Annotated in this window: 17 protein-coding genes, 1 tRNA gene and 1 pseudogene; 2 read left to right on the top strand and 17 right to left on the bottom strand. The window is 37.1% G+C overall.

The genetic code is table 11. The features are described 5' to 3' along the window. Positions 1-2: 2 nt before the first annotated feature. Positions 3-77: transfer RNA gene (locus BLV40_RS22750), tRNA-Asn, on the bottom strand. Between the two features lie 83 nt (positions 78-160). Beyond that, entirely contained in the window at positions 161-646 is a 486-nt protein-coding gene (locus BLV40_RS22745; protein ID WP_090694149.1) for a SprT family protein, read from the bottom strand. A gap of 255 nt (positions 647-901) precedes the next feature. Here BLV40_RS22745 and cmpA point away from each other — a divergent pair, with 255 nt between their 5' ends. After that, the gene (gene cmpA, locus BLV40_RS22740; RefSeq protein ID WP_090694145.1) at positions 902-1018 is read left to right on the top strand and encodes a cortex morphogenetic protein CmpA; all 117 of its coding nucleotides are present in this window, start codon (positions 902-904) and stop codon (positions 1016-1018) included. Positions 1019-1121: 103 nt separating this feature from the next. Here cmpA and BLV40_RS22735 read toward each other — a convergent pair whose 3' ends face one another. The 6 genes and pseudogenes from BLV40_RS22735 to acpS all read right to left on the bottom strand — a co-directional run bounded on the left by BLV40_RS22735 (position 1122) and on the right by acpS (position 6516). Then, complete coding sequence (locus BLV40_RS22735) at positions 1122-3290, bottom strand: Tex family protein (protein WP_139265600.1); 2169 nt, start codon at positions 3288-3290, stop codon at positions 1122-1124. Between the two features lie 65 nt (positions 3291-3355). After that, a complete protein-coding gene (gene ndoA / locus BLV40_RS22730) occupies positions 3356-3706 on the bottom strand; it encodes a type II toxin-antitoxin system endoribonuclease NdoA (protein WP_000635965.1) in 351 nt (116 codons plus the stop codon). A 4-nt stretch (positions 3707-3710) separates the two neighbouring features. Further along, a complete protein-coding gene (locus BLV40_RS22725) occupies positions 3711-3998 on the bottom strand; it encodes an antitoxin EndoAI (RefSeq protein WP_000004571.1) in 288 nt (95 codons plus the stop codon). Between the two features lie 313 nt (positions 3999-4311). Further along, a pseudogene (gene alr / locus BLV40_RS22720) lies at positions 4312-4932 on the bottom strand (alanine racemase); the annotation flags it as partial. 120 nt (positions 4933-5052) lie between these two features. Continuing rightward, positions 5053-6000, bottom strand: coding sequence for a LolA family protein (locus BLV40_RS22715; protein WP_026592772.1), 948 nt, complete (start codon positions 5998-6000; stop codon positions 5053-5055). 156 nt (positions 6001-6156) lie between these two features. Then, positions 6157-6516, bottom strand: a complete 360-nt coding sequence (gene acpS, locus BLV40_RS22710; protein WP_026592771.1) for a holo-ACP synthase — start codon at positions 6514-6516, stop codon at positions 6157-6159. 92 nt (positions 6517-6608) lie between these two features. Here acpS and BLV40_RS22705 point away from each other — a divergent pair, with 92 nt between their 5' ends. Next, entirely contained in the window at positions 6609-7169 is a 561-nt protein-coding gene (locus tag BLV40_RS22705) for a rhomboid family intramembrane serine protease (protein ID WP_081811071.1), read from the top strand. Positions 7170-7172: 3 nt separating this feature from the next. On the opposite strand, the gene uvsE is transcribed toward BLV40_RS22705, so the two are convergent. From uvsE to hppD, 9 genes are all read right to left on the bottom strand, one after another. Beyond that, complete coding sequence (gene uvsE, locus BLV40_RS22700) at positions 7173-8135, bottom strand: UV DNA damage repair endonuclease UvsE (protein ID WP_026592770.1); 963 nt, start codon at positions 8133-8135, stop codon at positions 7173-7175. Between the two features lie 93 nt (positions 8136-8228). Then, positions 8229-9800, bottom strand: a complete 1572-nt coding sequence (locus BLV40_RS22695; RefSeq protein ID WP_090694137.1) for a degradosome RNA helicase CshA — start codon at positions 9798-9800, stop codon at positions 8229-8231. 305 nt (positions 9801-10105) lie between these two features. Beyond that, positions 10106-11482 (bottom strand): UDP-N-acetylmuramoyl-tripeptide--D-alanyl-D-alanine ligase, encoded by a 1377-nt coding sequence (gene murF, locus BLV40_RS22690; protein WP_090694133.1) that lies wholly within the window; start codon positions 11480-11482, stop codon positions 10106-10108. A 62-nt stretch (positions 11483-11544) separates the two neighbouring features. Then, positions 11545-12633, bottom strand: coding sequence for a D-alanine--D-alanine ligase (locus tag BLV40_RS22685; protein ID WP_090694129.1), 1089 nt, complete (start codon positions 12631-12633; stop codon positions 11545-11547). Positions 12634-12942: 309 nt separating this feature from the next. Then, entirely contained in the window at positions 12943-14217 is a 1275-nt protein-coding gene (locus tag BLV40_RS22680) for an MDR family MFS transporter (protein WP_090694125.1), read from the bottom strand. 109 nt (positions 14218-14326) lie between these two features. Then, the gene (locus BLV40_RS22675; protein ID WP_026592765.1) at positions 14327-15742 is read right to left on the bottom strand and encodes a branched-chain amino acid transporter BcaP; all 1416 of its coding nucleotides are present in this window, start codon (positions 15740-15742) and stop codon (positions 14327-14329) included. A gap of 330 nt (positions 15743-16072) precedes the next feature. After that, the gene (locus BLV40_RS22670) at positions 16073-17245 is read right to left on the bottom strand and encodes a homogentisate 1,2-dioxygenase (protein WP_090694122.1); all 1173 of its coding nucleotides are present in this window, start codon (positions 17243-17245) and stop codon (positions 16073-16075) included. After that, positions 17211-18167 carry a fumarylacetoacetate hydrolase family protein gene (locus BLV40_RS22665; protein WP_090694118.1) on the bottom strand — a complete coding sequence of 319 codons (957 nt, stop codon included), beginning with the start codon at positions 18165-18167 and terminating at the stop codon, positions 17211-17213. The genes BLV40_RS22670 and BLV40_RS22665 overlap by 35 nt, the downstream gene beginning before the upstream one ends. Positions 18168-18246: 79 nt before the next feature. Continuing rightward, positions 18247-19365, bottom strand: a complete 1119-nt coding sequence (hppD, locus tag BLV40_RS22660) for a 4-hydroxyphenylpyruvate dioxygenase (RefSeq protein ID WP_026592762.1) — start codon at positions 19363-19365, stop codon at positions 18247-18249. Positions 19366-19484 lie beyond the last annotated feature (119 nt).

Genomic DNA, 19484 nt, shown 5'->3' with positions numbered 1-19484 from the left:
TATGGCTCCGCAGGTAGGACTCGAACCTACGACCGATCGGTTAACAGCCGATAGCTCTACCACTGAGCTACTGCGGAATAAGAAAGACAATTTACATCTTATAAAAATTCATATTGTAAGTCAAGTCATTTATACAACATCTTGTACAAACGTGACATGTTTATAATATACTGGATTGATTTTTAACTGTCAAGGTGTTTTTTATCTCTTTTAATTTCCCCTTACACTTTCCGCAAACATATCTTTTTGTATTGATTTGACGCCTTCTTAAATATTGAAGCGTACATTCCATGCATTCATACACATGTGTTTTAGGCTCTGTTCTCTCACCTGTTATTCTCTTACAAAATCTAGGGGCTCCAACCTTTTTTAATAACTGACGAAAATCTCGATCTCGATGTTGATACCCTCTCCCCATAATGTGCAAATGATAATGGCACAACTCATGCTTAATAATGCCAATTAATTCTTCTTTTCCATACACTTCGTAATGACGATAGTTTAATTCTATATTATGACTTCTGAGCAAATACCTTCCACCAGTTGTACGTAGTCGTTTATTGAACATTGCTTTATGTAAAAAAGCTCTCCCGAAATATTGCAACGATATTTCTTCTACAAGTCTTTGAATTTCTTTTCCATTCATTTTCATCCCCCTAAAAACTAAAAATAAACTTACACTTTTCTTCTTTCTTATACATATATTAAATAGTACATATACCCATCCTCATTCAAAAAGCGCAACTTCTATGAACTAGCCTCTTCCACATCTATTCATGGAACTTCGCTAACCAAACTCTTATAAGCAGTTCCTAAGATTGAGTTTTTCACTTACTTTGAATCTTATCTTAGTGTGTAGGGAGCTGCTTGTTAGAGCCGGATTAAACAAGGAGGGATTCTTATGCCTACATGGCTCCGAAAACAAATGCAACGCGCATATTTCGAAAAAAACCGGTATCAAATTAAGTTGTTAAATGAGTGCTGGTTTTATTATAGCAGAACGCATCAAAATTCCTGATAAAGTGAATGTTTAATCAGTGGGGGCTGAAGAACCCCCACTATTTAAATTTTTACTACCATCCGTTCATGAAAAAAAAGCAATGTTATACCTACTTCCATCATTATTCAATAGGTAACATCGATAAGGCAACACGCCCTTTCTTCATATCAACATCATCTACCCATACTTTTACAATCTGCCCAACAGACACCACATCTAACGGATGCTTCACAAACTGTTTGCTCAGTTTAGAAATATGTACTAGACCATCTTGTTTCACACCAATATCAACAAATGCACCGAAGTCAACAACATTTCGCACCGTTCCTTCTAACTCCATACCGCGCTTTAAATCTTCTAATTTGAGAATTCCCTTTTTCAAAAGTGGCTTTGGCAATTCATCACGCATATCTCGTTCTGGGCTAATTAAAGCATCTATAATATCGATTAATGTCGGCTCACCAATATTCGTCGCTTGAGATAATTTAGAAAGCTCCACTCCTTCTAAACACTTTTGCAAATGCTGTTGTCCTACATCATCAATCGATAATCCTAAACTTTTTAATAATAATTCAACATTTTTATACTGCTCTGGATGAATACTTGTTCTATCAAGTGGATTTTCACCTTCTAATATACGTAAAAACCCAATACATTGTTCATACGTTTTAGCACCTAATCGTGGTATTTTCTTTAATTCTGTACGCTTAGTAAATTTCCCGTCTTCTTCACGTTTGTTTACAATATTTTTCGCAACTGTTTTTGATAATCCAGAAACGTATTGTAATAGTGCTACAGAGGCCGTATTCACGTTCACTCCTACTTGGTTAACAGCTGTTTCCACAACAAATGTTAATGATTCATTTAATCTCTTTTGTGATACATCATGTTGATATTGTCCTACCCCAACTGATTTCGGATCAATTTTCACAAGTTCTGCAAGCGGATCTTGTAGACGTCTTCCAATCGAAACGGCACTTCTTTCTTCAACTTGCAAATCCGGAAATTCTTCACGAGCTAAATCAGAAGCTGAATATACACTAGCACCCGCTTCGTTGACAATAATATAAAATACATCTTGCGGCACTAATTGTAAGACATCCACTATAAACTCTTCTGTTTCCCTAGAGGCTGTACCATTTCCAATCGCAATCATCTGAACTTGATATTTATCTATAATAGAAATAACTTTTTCTTTTGCATCTTCATACTTCCGAACAGGTGGATGCGGATAAATAACACCAATATGCAGAACTTTCCCTGTATCATCTACCACTGATAACTTACAACCTGTTCGATACGCAGGATCTACCGCTAATACCACTTTCCCTTTCATTGGTGGCTGTAATAATAAATTACGTAAATTCTCAGAGAAAATATGAATTGCTTGTTCTTCTGCTGTTTCAGTTAATTCTTTTCGAATTTCCCTTTCAATTGATGGCTGTATTAACCTCTTATATCCATCTTCAATCGCTAATTGTACATATTCTGCACTTTTAGAAGAAACATCTCGAATCACCTTTTTATGTAAAAAACGAACAATCTCTTCAACCGGTGAGACAACAGAAACTTTTAGAACCTCTTCTTTCTCACCACGATTCATAGCTAATACACGATGAGGTACAACCCTTTGCAACGGCTCTTCATAGCCGTAATACATCTCATATATATTTTTTTCATCTTTTTCTTCATCTTTTACAGAAGACGCAATCATTCCTTTTCTAAAGGTAACATTACGAATCCAACTACGATACGCCGCATCATCTGATACAAGTTCTGCAATAATATCCTGCGCACCTTGCAATGCTTCTTGGACAGATTGCACTTCTTTCTCAGCATTAACAAACTCTTTCGCCTTAGCTTTTGGGTCTTCTTTCGTAAACAGAAGTAACCATTCAGCTAAAGGCTCAAGCCCCTTATCCTTAGCAATCGTCGCTTTCGTTCTTCTTTTTTCTTTATACGGGCGGTACAAGTCTTCCACTTCTTGTAGTTTTGTTGCAGATATAATATGCTGATGCAACTCTTCAGTTAATTTTCCCTTTTCATGAATGAGACGAAGAACCTCCTCTTTTCGATCTTCAAGTTGCATCATATATTGCCATCTTTCTAAGATGGCACGAATTTGCACTTCATCTAAAGAGCCTGTCCATTCCTTTCGGTAACGAGCAATAAATGGAACTGTGTTACCTTCTTCTGTTAATTGAATCACATGACGAACCTGCTTTTCTGTAAAGCCTAATTCTTTCACTAACATTTTCATTAACCCTTGCCGATTATCTACCATTTCCATATACAACCGAAACCTCCTCTAATAAAAAAAGTTGCCCCTAAAAAAGAGCAACTTAAACTGCCGATTTAAAAATCTATTAGTCCTAAACTAATTTGTAAAGCTTCATCTACACGACTCATCATCACCTCATCTAAATGAGTGATTTTGTCCGTTAAGCGTTGCTTATCGATTGTTCGAATCTGCTCGAGCAAGATAACAGAATCCCTCTCAAACCCGTACTTTTTCGCATCAATTTCCACATGCGTGGGCAATTTTGCTTTCTGAATCTGTGCAGTAATAGCCGCTACAATCACAGTCGGACTAAAACGATTCCCGATGTCATTTTGAATGACAAGAACCGGACGAACGCCTCCTTGCTCAGAACCAACAACTGGGGAAAGGTCTGCAAAATACACGTCGCCGCGTTTTACAATCAAAATATTACCCCCCGCTAACTAAGCGTTCTACTGTATGAGCTGCTTCATACTCTGCTAAGAAAGCTTCAGATGCAATACCAAGATTAATTTTTCCCATTTCAATGTACCCACGTCGCATTGATTCATGTTGGTAGCGTTTCTTCGTCTTATGTTGACGCAATAACAGTTGTGTTGCCTGGCAAATTAGTTCATGGCGATTCTTATTCTCTTGTTTTCCAATTCCGTCCAATTCCGTTACCACTTGCTTCGGCAACCGAACCACGATTTCAGTAGTTACACTTGATTCGGACACAAAAATACACCTCCACCGTCAACTACACACCCAAATATATATGACACCTATTGTAATAATACCATTGTATGGAGCCTGTTGCAAAGACTTCCTTATTCCCTGTTTATGTTTTCCAATTCCCCAACAAAACATTCACTTTCATTTACTTTTTATCTCTTTCTTAACAGAAAACAATGCGAACCTTCCATTAATGGAGGCCTGCAACATTCACCGATAGTCAACCCCCCACGGATTATTTTTATAGGTCATAACCATTATTAAGATGTTTATTTATATATCATTTAAATAGTTTATTACTTTTACCACTTCTCCATGCCGTATGAATAAATGTTGGGTTCATCTCAAATGCTTTCAACCAACTAAGTTGCTCTAAAAAAGTGTTATACTGCTTATCAAAGTAAGATGTCTCCACTTCATCCGCTGTTGCAAAATGCGTATATACCCCTTCCAATTCTAAAAACAGGGCATCTTCTAAGCTGTTCAAGAATTCCTTTAGCTCTTTACATTCACGAATCCCAATCCTACCCATACCACTATCGAAATTAATATGAAACTTCATAGGGAACGGGCTATCCCAAATTTCTATCGCCTCTTCAACCCATTCCTTTTGAAAAACAGTTAGCGCTACATCATTCTCAGCAGCAACATTCACATCACGTGGCGGTGAAGGACCTATTACTAAAATTGATGCAGTAATCCCAGCTCACCTAAGCACTAGTGCCTCATCTAAAAAAGCAACTGCTAATCTTGTTGCACCTGCTTCTAGCGCTGTTCTTGCTACTGGAACATGGTCATGTCCATATGCGTTTGCTTTCACTACAGCAAAAATCTCTACATCTTCTGGTACAATTTCTTTGATGTTTGTTACATTGTTATAGATTGCATCCAAATTCACTTCTACCCACGTATCACGGTAAAACGCTGATTCTTCCATAAAAAGCACTTCCTTGTATACGATATGCGAAGCTCATTCTTTTATATTCATCTTTTTATGAAATCCATTCCCAAAGACAAAAAAAAACGTGGCGCATATATATCACCACGTCTAAAAAGTTTATTTCACCTGCTTTTCTGCAACAGAACGAGCTACCATTAACAGCTCATCTGTTTTCAAACCTTTAGACACGAGCATATATTCCACTCCATTATGAGACCATGTTAGTGAGTCTTTTGTTAGCGCTCCAATTGTAAAGCCTAGATCAACTAACTCTCCACTTACACTTATTGACGCTGAAGCTTCAGCAACCTTCGCCTTTTCTTGTATCAATGTAAAGGATTTCTTGTTTCCAGTGTATGTGAGTATCGCACGCTTGCCACTTGCCGTCTTTAACTCTTTCTCTTCGTTTAAAACCATCCCCTGCGGAGTATCACTTGGATATAGAACAGCAAATGGTTTATCTTCTTTCGCAGTCGTTTGCACATCTACTTGTGCCCGAGACATATTTTGTTTCGTATCAAATGCACCCTTATCAAACTTTGTATCAAACTTCACTTTTGAGAATTCTACTTTCACAAAAACATTTTGATCATTATCCATCAATTTTACCGAAACAGGAGCTAAATCACTTTTATTAAATTTAATTTCTTGCCTCGGTAGCATATTTTGATGGTGATAATTCGTTTTTGTCTGAAACACATAATATTTATCCGTTTTCTTAAATGAAAGATTTTTATCAGTTAAAATATCTCTTACAAGTGATTCATATAAATAAGCCTGACTGCTATTTTGCGGCCAGTCGCTTTGGAACCGAAAACTTTTATTAAGGGATGGTGTTAATACAAATACACCTTCATTATTTCTTAAAATGATTTGACTCTGATCCTTCTTCGCATTCTTCAAATTCACACGATAATAAGAAGGTTCCTTATGCCACACTTCCACATTATACTCTTGTGGTTCATTCCCCGTTTTAATAGATAATTTTGCTTCAGCTTGATAGCTCTTCATATTCTTAACCTTCGCTTCTAAATCTCGCAAAACATCTTCCTGCTTCTTTTCCATACAACCTGCTAACACGAAAACGGTCAATAAACCGACAATAACTAAAAATAGCCGCCTTTTCATCATTTCATCCCCCTTGCCCCTATAAATGAATGGAAGATACTTCTTCCTTATCGCTAACTCAAATATATGAGACAAAGATATAAAATATGCAGACTAGCGTGACGAGCTTTCTAAAACAACCTGAGCCACTGCAAATTCTCTACTATGGCTAATTGATAAATGAACGATATGCTCCGTATTCGCCGTGAGAACTGGTTTACCTCTTTCATCATTTTTTATTTCAATATCTAAAAAACTCACCTCTTTCCCAATACCAGTTCCAATCGCTTTAGAGTATGCTTCTTTCGCTGCAAACCTTCCCGCTACAAATTCTACAAGACGATTTCCTTTTAATTCAGAAGCAACATTACGTTCTTCCTCAGTTAAAATACGTTCCATAAATTTAAGCTTTCCATCTAGCATTTTTTCAATTCGATTTAGTTCGATAATATCAATTCCAATCCCTATAATCATTTCAACAGTCCCCTTCTTCTATTTATCTTCCTTCATTCATATTGTAAGAATAACAGAGAATCTTTCTGATGCAAAAGGAGTGAAAATATAAAATGCCCATGACACGTATTCGGACTACCTTACAACCTGTCGTTCTCGCTTTACTTTGCTTGCAACTCATCATGATGATACTAGGAAATTTTTTCTTCTCTACTTTAGCTGCTTACAATGAATATATTTCTAAGGGAGAATGGTGGCGATTTATAACCTCACTATTTATACATGTAGATTTTCAACACTTTCTTTCTAATAGCATTTGTTTACTTCTTCTCGGTCAATCTATCGAAGAACAGCTAGGTAGCGTTCGCTTCCCTATTTTATTTCTCACAGCTGGCATTAGTGGCAATATTTTTTCTTATATGATTATGCCTATCGGGTATATTCATGCCGGCGCATCAGGTGGAATTTTTGGGTTACTTGGTGCACAGCTTTTCCTTTTATATAGCCGCTCTCAATCTTACCAGCCAAAAGAGTTAGTTTTCTTTTCTGCAATTATCTTTTTATTACTTCTTTTCACCTTCTTTAATCCTTCCGCTAACCCTATTAGCCATTTAACTGGATTACTAATCGGTGGCATTTGCACCCCATTTTTAACAAAAAAATCGATGGTGTAGAGCTTATTTAATAAAAAAGCTCCCACCATCGATTATTTCCACCTCTGGTTTTGTACCAAGATCTCGTACTAGTTGAAATACCGACTCATCCTTCTTTTTGGCTTCAATCATACAATCAATTCGCGAAACGCTACCTTTGATCTTCTGTAAAAATGATAAAAATGTGTCTACATTAATAAAATCTGCGTGTGCTCTAGGGTCATTTCCTTCTCTCGGGCTGGAAATATGCATTTTGATTGGCAATAAAGATGTTTTCCAAGTATCCACTACACGTTCCCAATTTTCATACCAATCTTCTTCATCGTTATTCATCATATGATGATGCAAATCAAACACAACCGGAACTGCCAATTTTTCACCTAAATATAATGTTTCTTTTAATGAAAAGGTCGTATCATCATTTTCTAACATAATCATTTCTTGAATACTCACAGGAACGTTTGACCAATTTTCAATAAAACGTTCTAACGCAAGCTCTTTATCATCATATCCACCACCAACATGTAACACACAGCGATGCCCTCGCTTTATCCCCATTCCTTTTAGCAATTTTCGATGCATTTGAAGCGTCTTTATTGACTGTTTAAAAATGTTTTCTTGCGGAGAATTCAATACAACAAAATGATCTGGATGAAAATCGAGCCTCATCTTCATCTGATGTGCAAATTCACCTAACGCTTTTAAATTCTCCTTTAAGGGACGAATATAGTTCCAATCCAGCAATTCTTCATGATTTGCTAAAGGAATTAATTTTGAGCTAAGCCGAAAAAAAGATATATCATGCCCCTTATTATGTTTTAATAGCCGCAAACAATTCTCTAAATTAGAATTAGCAATTCTCTCAAGTTTATGAATCGCCGCTTCTCGATCCTTCATACGCTGAAACTGCGCATATGTCATTGTTTGAGACGGAGATGCATTTTTCAAGTGTACACTCATTGCCACATAGCCAAGTCTTACAAGCATAAAACACCTCTTTTCTATACAACTTACTATGTAGTATGTACAATTACATAAATAAAAAAAGAGAATGTCCTTTTGGGACATCCTCTTTTTTTATTAAGCTTGTGGTTTACGGCTATGATGTTTTCTTTCGCCGCGTCCATTTGAAGATCCTGGGCGACCTTGACCTTCACCTTTACGACCACCACGGTTGCGGTTACCATCACGGTTACCGTCACGATTACGACCATCACGGTTACGATCACGATTACGACCATCTCCGCCGCGTCCATCACGACTACGGTTACGGTTACCATCACGGTATCCACTTCCGTTACCACCGCGTTTTTTAGAACCGCCACCTCTTGAAACAACTGGTGGTTCTGATGTTAAAGCGATTGGAGTTGTATCTGGCTCTTTTGTCATCATTTTTAAAGCAGCAGCTACTACTGTTACAGAGTCATTCTCTTCTAACATTTCTTCTGCAATACGCTTGTAGTATGATAAGTTATCACTTTCAATTGTGCTTTGAAGTTTTTCTGCAATTAAACGTTGTTGACCTTCTAATGCTTCGTCAAGTGTCGGTGCATTCATGCGGTCCATTTTACGTTTTGTTGTACGCTCGATATTTTTTAATTGTCCTGATTCACGTGGTGTTACAAATAACATTGCAATACCTTTTTTACCAGCACGACCAGTACGACCAATACGGTGAACATATGATTCTGGATCTTGTGGAATATCGAAGTTATATACGTGTGTTACACCTGAAATATCAAGACCACGCGCCGCAACGTCTGTTGCAACAAGCACTTCAATAGAACCTTCTTTAAATTTACGTAATACAGACATACGTTTTGCTTGTGTTAAATCACCATGAATACCTTCTGCTGCATAACCACGTAAGTTTAATGCTTCCGATAATTCATCAACACGACGCTTTGTGCGACCAAATACGATTGCAAGCTCTGGAGATTGAATATCTAATAAGCGTGTTAATACGTCAAACTTTTTCTTTTCTTGCACTTCTAAATAGAACTGCTGAATGTTTGGCATTGTTACTTCTTTTGCTTTTACTTTAATGTGTTGAGGCTCAGTCATGAAACGCTCAGCAATGCGACGGATTGGGTCTGGCATTGTTGCTGAGAATAATAATGTTTGGTGTGTTTCTGGCACATCTGTTAAAATTGCTTCAATATCTTCAATGAAGCCCATGTTTAACATTTCATCTGCTTCGTCAAGAACAACAGTTTCTACGTTTTGTAGACGAAGTGTTTTACGGTTAATGTGATCTAAAATACGTCCCGGCGTACCAACAATAATGTGTGGGTGTTTTTTTAGAGCACGAATTTGGCGGTTAATATCTTGGCCACCATAGATTGGTAAAATACGAACGCGTTTATGCTTACCAATTTTGTAAAGCTCTTCTCCAACCTGAATTGCTAATTCACGCGTTGGCGCGATAACAATACCTTGAACTGATTCTTTATGTGTATCCACTTTGTCTAATAGTGGCAATCCAAATGCTGCTGTTTTCCCTGTACCTGTTTGCGCTTGCCCAATAATATCTTTACCTTGCAATGCATGTGGAATTGTTTCAGCTTGGATCGGCGTAGCCTCTTCAAAGCCCATACTTTCAACAGATTGCAGTAAAGACTCACTTAATCCTAATTCTCGAAATGTTGTCAATGTTACTTCTCCTTTTCTATCCTATACTTATCATTTAAAAAAAGGCATTTTCCGAACTTGCGGAAAAGCCCTTTTCCTGAATTCTCACGTATATAAACGGGCGTATATTCTTCACGAAAATACTTCTAAACGTTATTACACTTTATCAATTATAAGTTTTGTATGTGCAAAAAGCAAACCCAACTGTTACCTTATTTCATATAAAGAGCTTTTTTCTTTACTTTTATTTTTCATTTTTTTACTGTAAGCGCTTATTAGCAGTTTCCACTATTTTTGTATCTGTCATCCCTATTTACACACACCAATTATTTCAACATCGTAATAACTTCTTCTAACTTCATTCCACGAGATGCTTTCACTAATACAACGTCTTTCACATCAATGATTGCTTTTAAATCTTTCACAAGTTCTTCTTTATTGTCATATGCTTTTACACGTTCATTAGGGAAGTTAATTTTTGCCCCTTCAGCAATTTGAGTACCTAGTCTACCGTACGTAAATACATAGGAAATTCGAGCTGGATCAATTAGCTTACCTACTTCGTAATGAAATTGCACTTCTTGGTTTCCAAGTTCTAACATATCACCAAGAACAACAACTTTTTTAGAAAATCCATCTAAACCATTCATTAAATGAAATGCAGCTTCCATAGCTGTTGGACTTGCATTATATGCATCATTAATAATTGTTAACCCATTTTCTGCTTTCACAATTTCCATACGCATGCCTGTCATTTGAAGTGTTACTAAACCCTGTTTCATTTCTTCCCATGTTACACCGAAGTATTTTGCAATCGCCATTGATGCGAGCGTATTATATACATTATGTTTCCCAAGAACCGGAAGATAAAATACAATATTCTCATCCTGATTCATTTTAAAATACGTCCCCGTTGCTTGCAATGTTACTGAAGTGGGATAATAATCATTTGCTCTCGCATCACCAAACGTAACAGTTTCTGCTGATAGATTCATCTGTGGAACACGATTTGTTAATAGAGGTTCATCCCCATTGTATACAAATACTCCACCTTCTTGTAAACCAGTCACGATTTCAAGCTTCGCCTCAGCAATCGCATCACGAGAACCTAAATCCATCAAATGTGCTTCCCCAATATTGGTAATAATCGCAGCATTAGGGCGAGCTAACTTAGATAAAAATTCAATTTCACCTCGGCTAGACATCCCCATCTCCAATACAGCCATTTCTGTATTTTCTTCTAAGCTTAAAATAGTAAGCGGCAAACCGATATGGTTATTAAAGTTTCCCTCTGTTTTTTGAACCTTAAATTTAGTTGCAAGGAGGCTTGTTACAATATCTTTCGTAGACGTTTTACCATTACTTCCTGTTACACCTATAACTTTCACATCTAGCTGATCACGATAACTTTTCGCTAATGTTTGCAACGCGGATAGAGTATCCTCTACAAAAATCACCGGTATATTAGTAGGTGGATTTTGTACATCCTTTTTCCAAAGTGTAGCTACAGCACCATTTTCAATTGCTTTCTCTACAAAAGAATGTCCATCGAAACGCTCGCCCTGAATCGGAACATATAAATTACTCTTTTCAATTTTTCGTGTATCAATTGATACGCCCTGTACAATAATTTCGGCATATTCCTCTACTAACCCTGTACCATTCGTCATTTGTTCAATTTGTTTTAACGTTCGTTTTATCATAAAAAAACACTCCTTACATAGAAGAAACACTATTCTCTTGAATAGTGCTTCCCCCTTTTTTGTTAGATTGTATATTTAATTTTTTTCTTTTCTTCATGACGCTCAATCGCCAAACGAATTAATTCTTCAATCAACTCTGGATAAGGTAAGTTAGTATGTTGCCATAATAATGGGAACATACTAAATGGCGTAAATCCCGGCATTGTATTTACTTCATTAATATATACTTCCCCATCTTTCGTTAAGAAGAAATCCGCTCGTGTTAATCCAGCACCATCTAATGATTGGAACGCAAGAATTGCATCTCGTTGAATCGTAGCTGACTCTTCTTCTGTAATTTCAGCTGGAATAATTAGCGCTGTATCACCATCAATGTATTTTGATTTATAATCATAAAATTCTTTCTTAGGTACAATTTCACCTACAACAGAACATTTCGGCTCATCATTTCCTAAAACGCCAACTTCCACTTCACGACCAACAATATTTTCTTCTACAATAATCTTGCGGTCAAATTGGAACGCTTCTTCAAATGCTTTCTCTAATTCTTCACGATCTTTACATTTATTAATCCCAACACTTGATCCAAGGTTTGCTGGTTTTACAAAACATGGGTACCCTAGTTTTTCTTCTACTTTATCATAAGCTACTTGACGGTTTTTCTCCCATATACTACGAATGAAAGATACGTACTTCGCTTGTTTTAATCCAGCTTCCGCAAAGATATTTTTCATAACAACTTTATCCATACCAGCAGCTGATGCTAATACACCATTACCAACGTATGGAATGTTCATTAATTCTAACAGCCCTTGTACCGTTCCATCTTCACCATTTGGTCCGTGTAACAATGGGAAAATAACATCAATTGCCTCTTCTTGCTTAGAAGAAGAAACAGGGATGATTTCTGTACTTAATGATACTGGAGAAATTGCATTCTCCTCTCCGTTCATTTGTAATGCCTGCACACTTGTTACTTCACCTTCAATGCGCTCACCACGCATCCATTGGCCTTGCTCTGTAATATAAATTGGATGAATCTCGAATTTTTCTTGATTTAATGCTTTAATCGCAGCAAGAGCTGTTTGTAATGAAACTTGATGCTCTGCTGATTTTCCACCATATAATAAACCTAATTTAATTTTAGTCAATGAAATCACCCTAACCAATTGTTTTCATTTTTCTATTTTAGCACTTTTTATAAAAATAGGCAGTCCTATTTAAAATAAAGTGAAACTTTTCTCAGCATTGACCTTACTTCCCTTAAATAACAGGATAAAATGCCAATCCCTTGAATGACAGAACTCACCAATCGGAATTTTACGGGCAACCCGCTACAAATAGCGGGATAAACAGTTATTCTAATTCCATATCTTTCCTTACAACAAAGTTATGACCTATTCTAGTTATGCACCTATATATATGAAGAAATACCGCTTTATGTGTATGTCACCTATTGATTATGAGGATTGTTTCACCACATCTTCCTTTTGTCTTTGTTCCACAAGGCGATCTAAAGAAATATATACAAGACCTGCTATTACACATCCCACTCCTAAAATCGTGAACAACAAGTGCCCTAGCAATCGATCTAGTAATAATCCGCCAAGAAGCGGGCCGAATGCATTCCCTGTAATCCACTGTAAGCTCGCCGCCCCCATATATGTTCCACGTAAATGCTCTGGTGCTAAATTTGCAACAAATGTCATTTGTACAGGCGACATAATCATTTCACCTAGCGTATATACTGCATAAACAACAAGTAATGTTATTAAAATAACCGTAGCATTTGCTCCAGATTCACCAAACCACTTAGGTAACCAACCAATGAAAAGCAATCCAATTCCAAATAAACAAGCTCCATATAACATCGTCTTTCCAACCGGTTTATCTGTTGCCCATTTTGAAATTTGAAATTGGAATAAAACAACTAGAAGTCCATTTAAAGCCATTAAATATGGATATGGGTTGTTTTTACCAAATATCTCTTTCATTTCATTATCAAAATGAAGAGGGAGCATACCTTCTGTTTGTGAAAAACCCATGGAAACAATAATACCCGCCAATAAATAAATTATGAGTACCTTATCCCTCAGAACAATTTTCCAAACCGATTCTGATTCCTTTTTCGTATCCCCTCGCTCTTTCAATGCAGCTTTCGGCATGGTTTCTTGAATAAGCATTAACACAAGAAGTGCATAAAATAGCATTGTAGATGAAGCAATAATAAACACTAAATTTTTGGAAAGCACAACTACCGAAGCCCCCATAATCGGCCCGATTGCTGCCCCAATATTATGTCCCATTCGTAATAAACCGTACGCCTCTGTTCTCTTTTCAGGTGCTGTCACGTCCGCTACCATCGCCGATGCTGCTGGATGGAATAGCGAGTTACTTAATCCTAAAAAAATAGACAGAATAGCATAAGGAATAAACCCTTCTATAAATAAAAAACCAAGCATTAACAATGCATTACTCGCCATCGAAAATATCATAATGGGTTTTCTACCATATATATCAGCAATTCTCCCCCCTATTAGAGAACCAAAACTTGCTGCAATGGGAGAAAGTGCCATAATGACCCCTACTTCTAATAAAGAATCTACTTTATCTTTTAAATACAATGCAAAAAACGGCATTAACATCATCATTGCAATTCCATTCAACGTTTCCCCTATAAAACGAATCCACACGTTACGATCCATCGCTTGTAACTCACGCCACGTCTTTTTCATTTACAACACCCCTTTAATCAACCACTCCTTATCTTATATCAATATTAGAAAAATGTAAATTTTCAAAATAAAAAGATCCGTTCTATTCTATTTAGAACGGATCCCTCTCCTATAAATTCGCTACATCTTCCTTATCTTCTTTATTATTTAAAACACTATGCTTCCGACTATATAAGAAGTAAACAGCTACACCAATCACCATCCAAATACCGAAGCTCATCCATGCGGTTCCTGATAGTTGAAGCATTAAATATAAACAAAAGATAACTGTTAATGCAGGTAAAACTGGCACAAGCGGCGCTTTAAAAGCACGTGGTAAATCTGGGTGTGTTTTTCTCATTACAATAACAGCAACAGCTACAAGTGCAAATGCGGATAATGTCCCCATATTTACAAGATGGGCTAGTACATTTAAATCAATAAGACCTGAAATAAGCGCTGCTATAATACCTGTTGTCCATGTATTTAAAAATGGTGTTTTAAATTTCGGATGAACTTTCGCAAGACGCTTCGGCAGTAATCCATCACGACTCATTGCATATGAAACACGTACCTGCCCATACATCATAACTAACATTACAGTTGTAATTCCTGTAATTGCTCCCACCGAGATAACACCTGCTAAACCATCTTGTCCAATAAACTGAAGTGCAAAAGCTACCGGATCAGAAATATTCAGCTCACCATAAGGTACAATCCCTGTCAAAATAAGTGAAACAACGATATAAAGAATGGTACAAATGAGTAAGGATGCTATAATACCAATTGGTAAATCACGTTGCGGACGTTTTACCTCCTCCGCTGCTGTCGATACAGCATCAAATCCAATGAATGCAAAGAATACTGTTGCAGCCCCAGCCATTACGCCATCGAGACCAAACGGCATAAACGGCGTCCAGTTTTCCGGCTTTACATAAGTAAAACCAGCAAAGATAAAGAGTAATACAACTGCTATCTTAATAAAAACCATAATATTGTTTACACGAGCACTTTCACGTACACCTCTAGATAAAAGAACAGTCATAATTAAAATGATAATGACAGCTGGTAAATCAATAAGGCCACCCTTTCCCGTTCCAGGAGCAGAAGATAGAATGGTCGGAATGTGAATTCCAAAGCCTTTTAATAAAGATTGGAAATAAGCAGACCATCCATTAGCTACCGCAGATGTTGCTAATAAATATTCCAACATTAAATCCCATCCAATTAAAAATGCAAATATCTCTCCCATCGTCGCGTATGTATACGTGTAAACACTTCCCGAAACGGGAACAGAAGATGCAAATTCTGCATAACAGAATGCAGCAAAAGCACAAGCTAATGCAGCTATAGCGAATGACAAGATGATAGCTGGTCCAGAATGTTTCGCTGCCACAACACCAGTAAGAACAAAAATCCCCGTTCCAACAATAGCCCCAATCCCAAGCATTGTTAAATCTAGCGCTCCCAATGTTCTTGCTAATGTTTTCTGTTTACTTTCCTGCAGTAATTTTGCAATTGGCTTTTTCTGAAAAATTTGCTTCATAGCATGCACCTCTAAGTTTTAATTTTCTGAAAATTTAATTATTTTTATTTTACTTACAACAAACTTCTTAGTCAATACCTTTGTCGAAATAAACAGAAAATTATATAATCAACAAGCAATAAACAATATGTAAATACTGTATATAATTATACCCCTATATCTTTTTATGATTATTTTTGATATTCTATAAATTGTCGATTCCAACTAAAGAAAGAGGCAAACTCATTTTATGAGTATGCCTCTTTTTATCTGGCCATTTGCGGGCAGTATTACTACCCATGAGAGCTAATAATCAACTGGGAATAGACTCCCACTGATTAAAGTTTCACTTTATTTCGTATTATATGAACCCTCTTCAATCCAGCTATACATATACTTCTCATCTTCCGTCGCATGTGCTTGTTTCACAATACGGAGCGGACGGAATGTATCGATCATAACCGCTAATTCAATTGTTTCTTTTTTCCCTAAGCTTGCTTCTGTTTTTCCAGGATGCGGTCCGTGTGGAATACCACTCGGATGGAGTGTAATTGAGCCTTCTTCTACGCCTTTTCTGCTCATAAAGTTCCCTTCTACATAATAAAGAACTTCATCACTATTTACGTTACTATGATAATACGGTGCCGGGATTGCCTCTGGATGGTAATCATATAAACGCGGCACAAAAGAACAAATAACAAAGTTATGCCCTTCAAAAGTTTGATGGACTGGCGGTGGCTGATGAACACGGCCCGTAATCGGTTCAAAATCTTCTACATTAAAGACCCAAGGATATAAATATCCATCCCAACCGACAACATCTAACGGATGATGCTGCATAACATGCTTATGCATATAACCTCTCGACTTTGTCATCACGACAAACTCGCCTTTTTCATCGTATGTCTCTAACTTCTCTGGCCCCCTGATATCTCTTTCACAGAAAGGACTATGTTCTAACAATTGACCATACTCATTACGATAACGACGTGGTGTTGTAATTTGGCTATTTGCTTCTACAACAAGAAACTTAGACTCTCCCTCATCTGGAATAACTCGGTAAATTGTTCCGATTGGGATTGTTACATAATCACCTTTCCGGTAATGAATCGTTCCGAACATCGTCTCAATTTTCCCAGTTCCATAATGAACAAATAACATTTCATCTCCATCACCATTACGATAGAAATAATCCATTTTTTCTGTTGGGTTAACAACACCAATTAATAAATCTTCATTTCCTAATATAAAATTCCTTCCGTTTATCGCATCTCCAGTTTTCTTGTTTTCTTTCGTACGAAAGTGACGATGGGCGAGCGCTACGTCTTCTTCATACTGCAATTGACAAGAATATGCTAATGCAGCATGCCCTACTTCTGTTGGCATATAATGATGATACAAAATAGATTGTGTACCAGAGAAACCTTTCGTTCCCATCACCTGTTCACGATAAAGTGATCCATCTTCTTTACGAAATTGTACGTGTCGCTTATGAGGAAGCTCCCCCATGTGACGATAATACATGCCCATCACCTGCTTTCATTTCTTTTTTCACTGTATTACGCATTGTGCCTAGCCCAGTGATCGTAAGTTCTACAACGTCACCATCTTGTAACCACTTTTCTGTACCAAGTTCTAAAATACATCCAGTTCCAACCGTGCCAGAACCGATTACATCTCCTGGGTATAAGGTAACATCCTCTGAAGCACGTTCTATCATTTCTGCAAACGTATAGTAAATGTCTCGGAAATTCCCTTTAGACAAAAGTTCTCCGTTCACATGAGCAGTCATTTCTAAGTTATAACGTTCACCAGTGCGATAAACATCTAATTCCTCTTTTGTAACAAGATAAGCTCCTAATGAAGTAGCGAAGTCCTTTCCTTTTGCTGGACCGAGTCCTACTTTCATCTCCTCGGCTTGCAAATCTCTTGCACTCCAGTCATTCATAATACAATAACCGAAAATATATTCTTCTGCTTGTTCACGTGAAATATTTCTTCCTTCTTTCCCAATCACACAAGCAATTTCTAATTCGTAATCAAGCTTTTGGGATTGTTTCGGGCAAGAAACAGAAGCTTCCGGCCCAATAACGGCACGGTGATTTGTAAAATAAAAAACAGGAATATCATACCACTCTGGAACGACATCTAAACCACGACGCCCACGAGCCGTTTTGACATGTTGTTCAAACGCATAAAAGTCACGAATACTACCTGGATTTGGAATGGCTGAACAAAGCTCCACATCTTCCAGTGAGTACACACCACTTGTTGGTTCTCGAATACCACGCACTATTTCTGCATACTCATCCGCTTTCTCTAAAAAAGCGAGCATAGATGAAGGAAGAGTGCCACTACTTGCTATATTCATATCAATTACTTTGTCACCTTCAAGCCAACCAGCACGCATTCCCTCTGAAGGAAGACGAAATGTAATAAATTTCATCACTTTCCCTCCTTACTGTTCATATAAAGTACAACTTGAATCAGTGGGAGACATAGCTCCCACTGATCAGTAAAAAATTTTATAGATTTCCACGTCGCTCTTGTTCTCTTTCAATGGATTCAAATAATGCTTTAAAGTTGCCTTCGCCAAATCCACGAGAACCTTTACGCTGAATAATTTCGACAAATAATGTTGGGCGATCTACAATTGGCTTTGTGAAAATTTGTAGTAAGTAGCCTTCATCATCACGATCTACAAGAATCTTAAGCTCTTTTAACTTGTCAATTTCTTCATCGATTTTCCCAACACGCGCCGTTAACTCTTCGTAATACGTATCTGGTGTATCCAAAAACTCCACTCCGTTTGAACGAAGCGCTTCAACTGTTTTCACAATATCATTTGTTAATAACGCGAGATGCTGTACACCCGCACCATTATAAAACTCTAAGTACTCCTGAATTTGTGATTTTCGCTTTCCATCTGCCGGTTCATTAATTGGAAACTTAATACGACTTCCATTTGTCATAACTTTTGACATTAATGCGGAATACTCTGTGCTAATATCATCGTCATCAAAATGAATCATTTGTTTAAAGCCCATAACGTTTTCGTAATAGCTAACCCACTCTTCCATTTTTTCAACGTTGCCGACAACGTGGTCTACAGCGATTAATCCTGTTTCTTCACTCGGAATATTAAATTCAACTTCTTCATAACCAGGCATAAATTTACCTTTATAATTTTTACGCTCCACAAGAGTATGGATTGTATCACCATACGTACCGATAACCGCCTTTTTTAATGTCCCATGTTCATCCGTTAATTCTTCCGGTGGAGCAATCGCAACAGCACCTCGTTTTACAGCCTCTGAATAGGCCTTTTCAACATCATCAACAAGTAAAGCTACATCTTTTACTCCATCACCATGGATCTTTACAAATTCCGCAATACGGCTATCACTATTTAAAGTCCCAGACACAACAAAACGCATGTTTTTTTGCACAAGAACATAAGAAACCTTTTCACGGTTTCCTGTTTCTAATCCAGAATAAGCAACAATTTTAAATCCGAACGCTCTCGCAAGGTAATAGCTTGATTGCTTTGCATTTCCCACATAAAATTCTAAATGATCAACATCACGTACCGGAAAGAAATCCTCCATTTGTGCAGCTAACGTATCCATAGATTTTTGTTTCATAAATTCCTCATCCCCCTGTAAATAAATTGAATGTTACATACTGAGAACTAATCGAAAGCGCTTCCAGATACCACTTAAAAAATAGTTAGCAAGCTAACAAATTTCTAACTTTTAAAATT

This window comes from Bacillus sp. 166amftsu, from assembly GCF_900107445.1.
In the GTDB taxonomy this organism is placed as follows: Bacteria; Bacillota; Bacilli; order Bacillales; family Bacillaceae_G; genus Bacillus_A; species Bacillus_A arachidis.
Note: the sequence above shows the minus strand (reverse complement) of the source record. Positions and strands in the feature narration are given on the sequence as shown.

What these genes read in the sequence shown, in the direction of transcription:
- BLV40_RS22745 (WP_090694149.1), bottom strand. Translation starts at nt 646, where the DNA reads ATGAATGGAAAAGAAATTCAAAGACTTGTAGAAGAAATATCGTTGCAA.
- cmpA (WP_090694145.1), top strand. Translation starts at nt 902, where the DNA reads ATGCCTACATGGCTCCGAAAACAAATGCAACGCGCATATTTCGAAAAA.
- BLV40_RS22735 (WP_139265600.1), bottom strand. Translation starts at nt 3,290, where the DNA reads ATGGAAATGGTAGATAATCGGCAAGGGTTAATGAAAATGTTAGTGAAA.
- BLV40_RS22715 (WP_026592772.1), bottom strand. Translation starts at nt 6,000, where the DNA reads ATGGAAAAGAAGCAGGAAGATGTTTTGCGAGATTTAGAAGCGAAGGTT.
- acpS (WP_026592771.1), bottom strand. Translation starts at nt 6,516, where the DNA reads ATGATTATAGGGATTGGAATTGATATTATCGAACTAAATCGAATTGAA.
- BLV40_RS22705 (WP_081811071.1), top strand. Translation starts at nt 6,609, where the DNA reads ATGCCCATGACACGTATTCGGACTACCTTACAACCTGTCGTTCTCGCT.
- uvsE (WP_026592770.1), bottom strand. Translation starts at nt 8,135, where the DNA reads ATGCTTGTAAGACTTGGCTATGTGGCAATGAGTGTACACTTGAAAAAT.
- murF (WP_090694133.1), bottom strand. Translation starts at nt 11,482, where the DNA reads ATGATAAAACGAACGTTAAAACAAATTGAACAAATGACGAATGGTACA.
- BLV40_RS22680 (WP_090694125.1), bottom strand. Translation starts at nt 14,217, where the DNA reads ATGAAAAAGACGTGGCGTGAGTTACAAGCGATGGATCGTAACGTGTGG.
- BLV40_RS22675 (WP_026592765.1), bottom strand. Translation starts at nt 15,742, where the DNA reads ATGAAGCAAATTTTTCAGAAAAAGCCAATTGCAAAATTACTGCAGGAA.
- BLV40_RS22670 (WP_090694122.1), bottom strand. Translation starts at nt 17,245, where the DNA reads ATGTATTATCGTCACATGGGGGAGCTTCCTCATAAGCGACACGTACAA.
- BLV40_RS22665 (WP_090694118.1), bottom strand. Translation starts at nt 18,167, where the DNA reads ATGAAATTTATTACATTTCGTCTTCCTTCAGAGGGAATGCGTGCTGGT.
- hppD (WP_026592762.1), bottom strand. Translation starts at nt 19,365, where the DNA reads ATGAAACAAAAATCTATGGATACGTTAGCTGCACAAATGGAGGATTTC.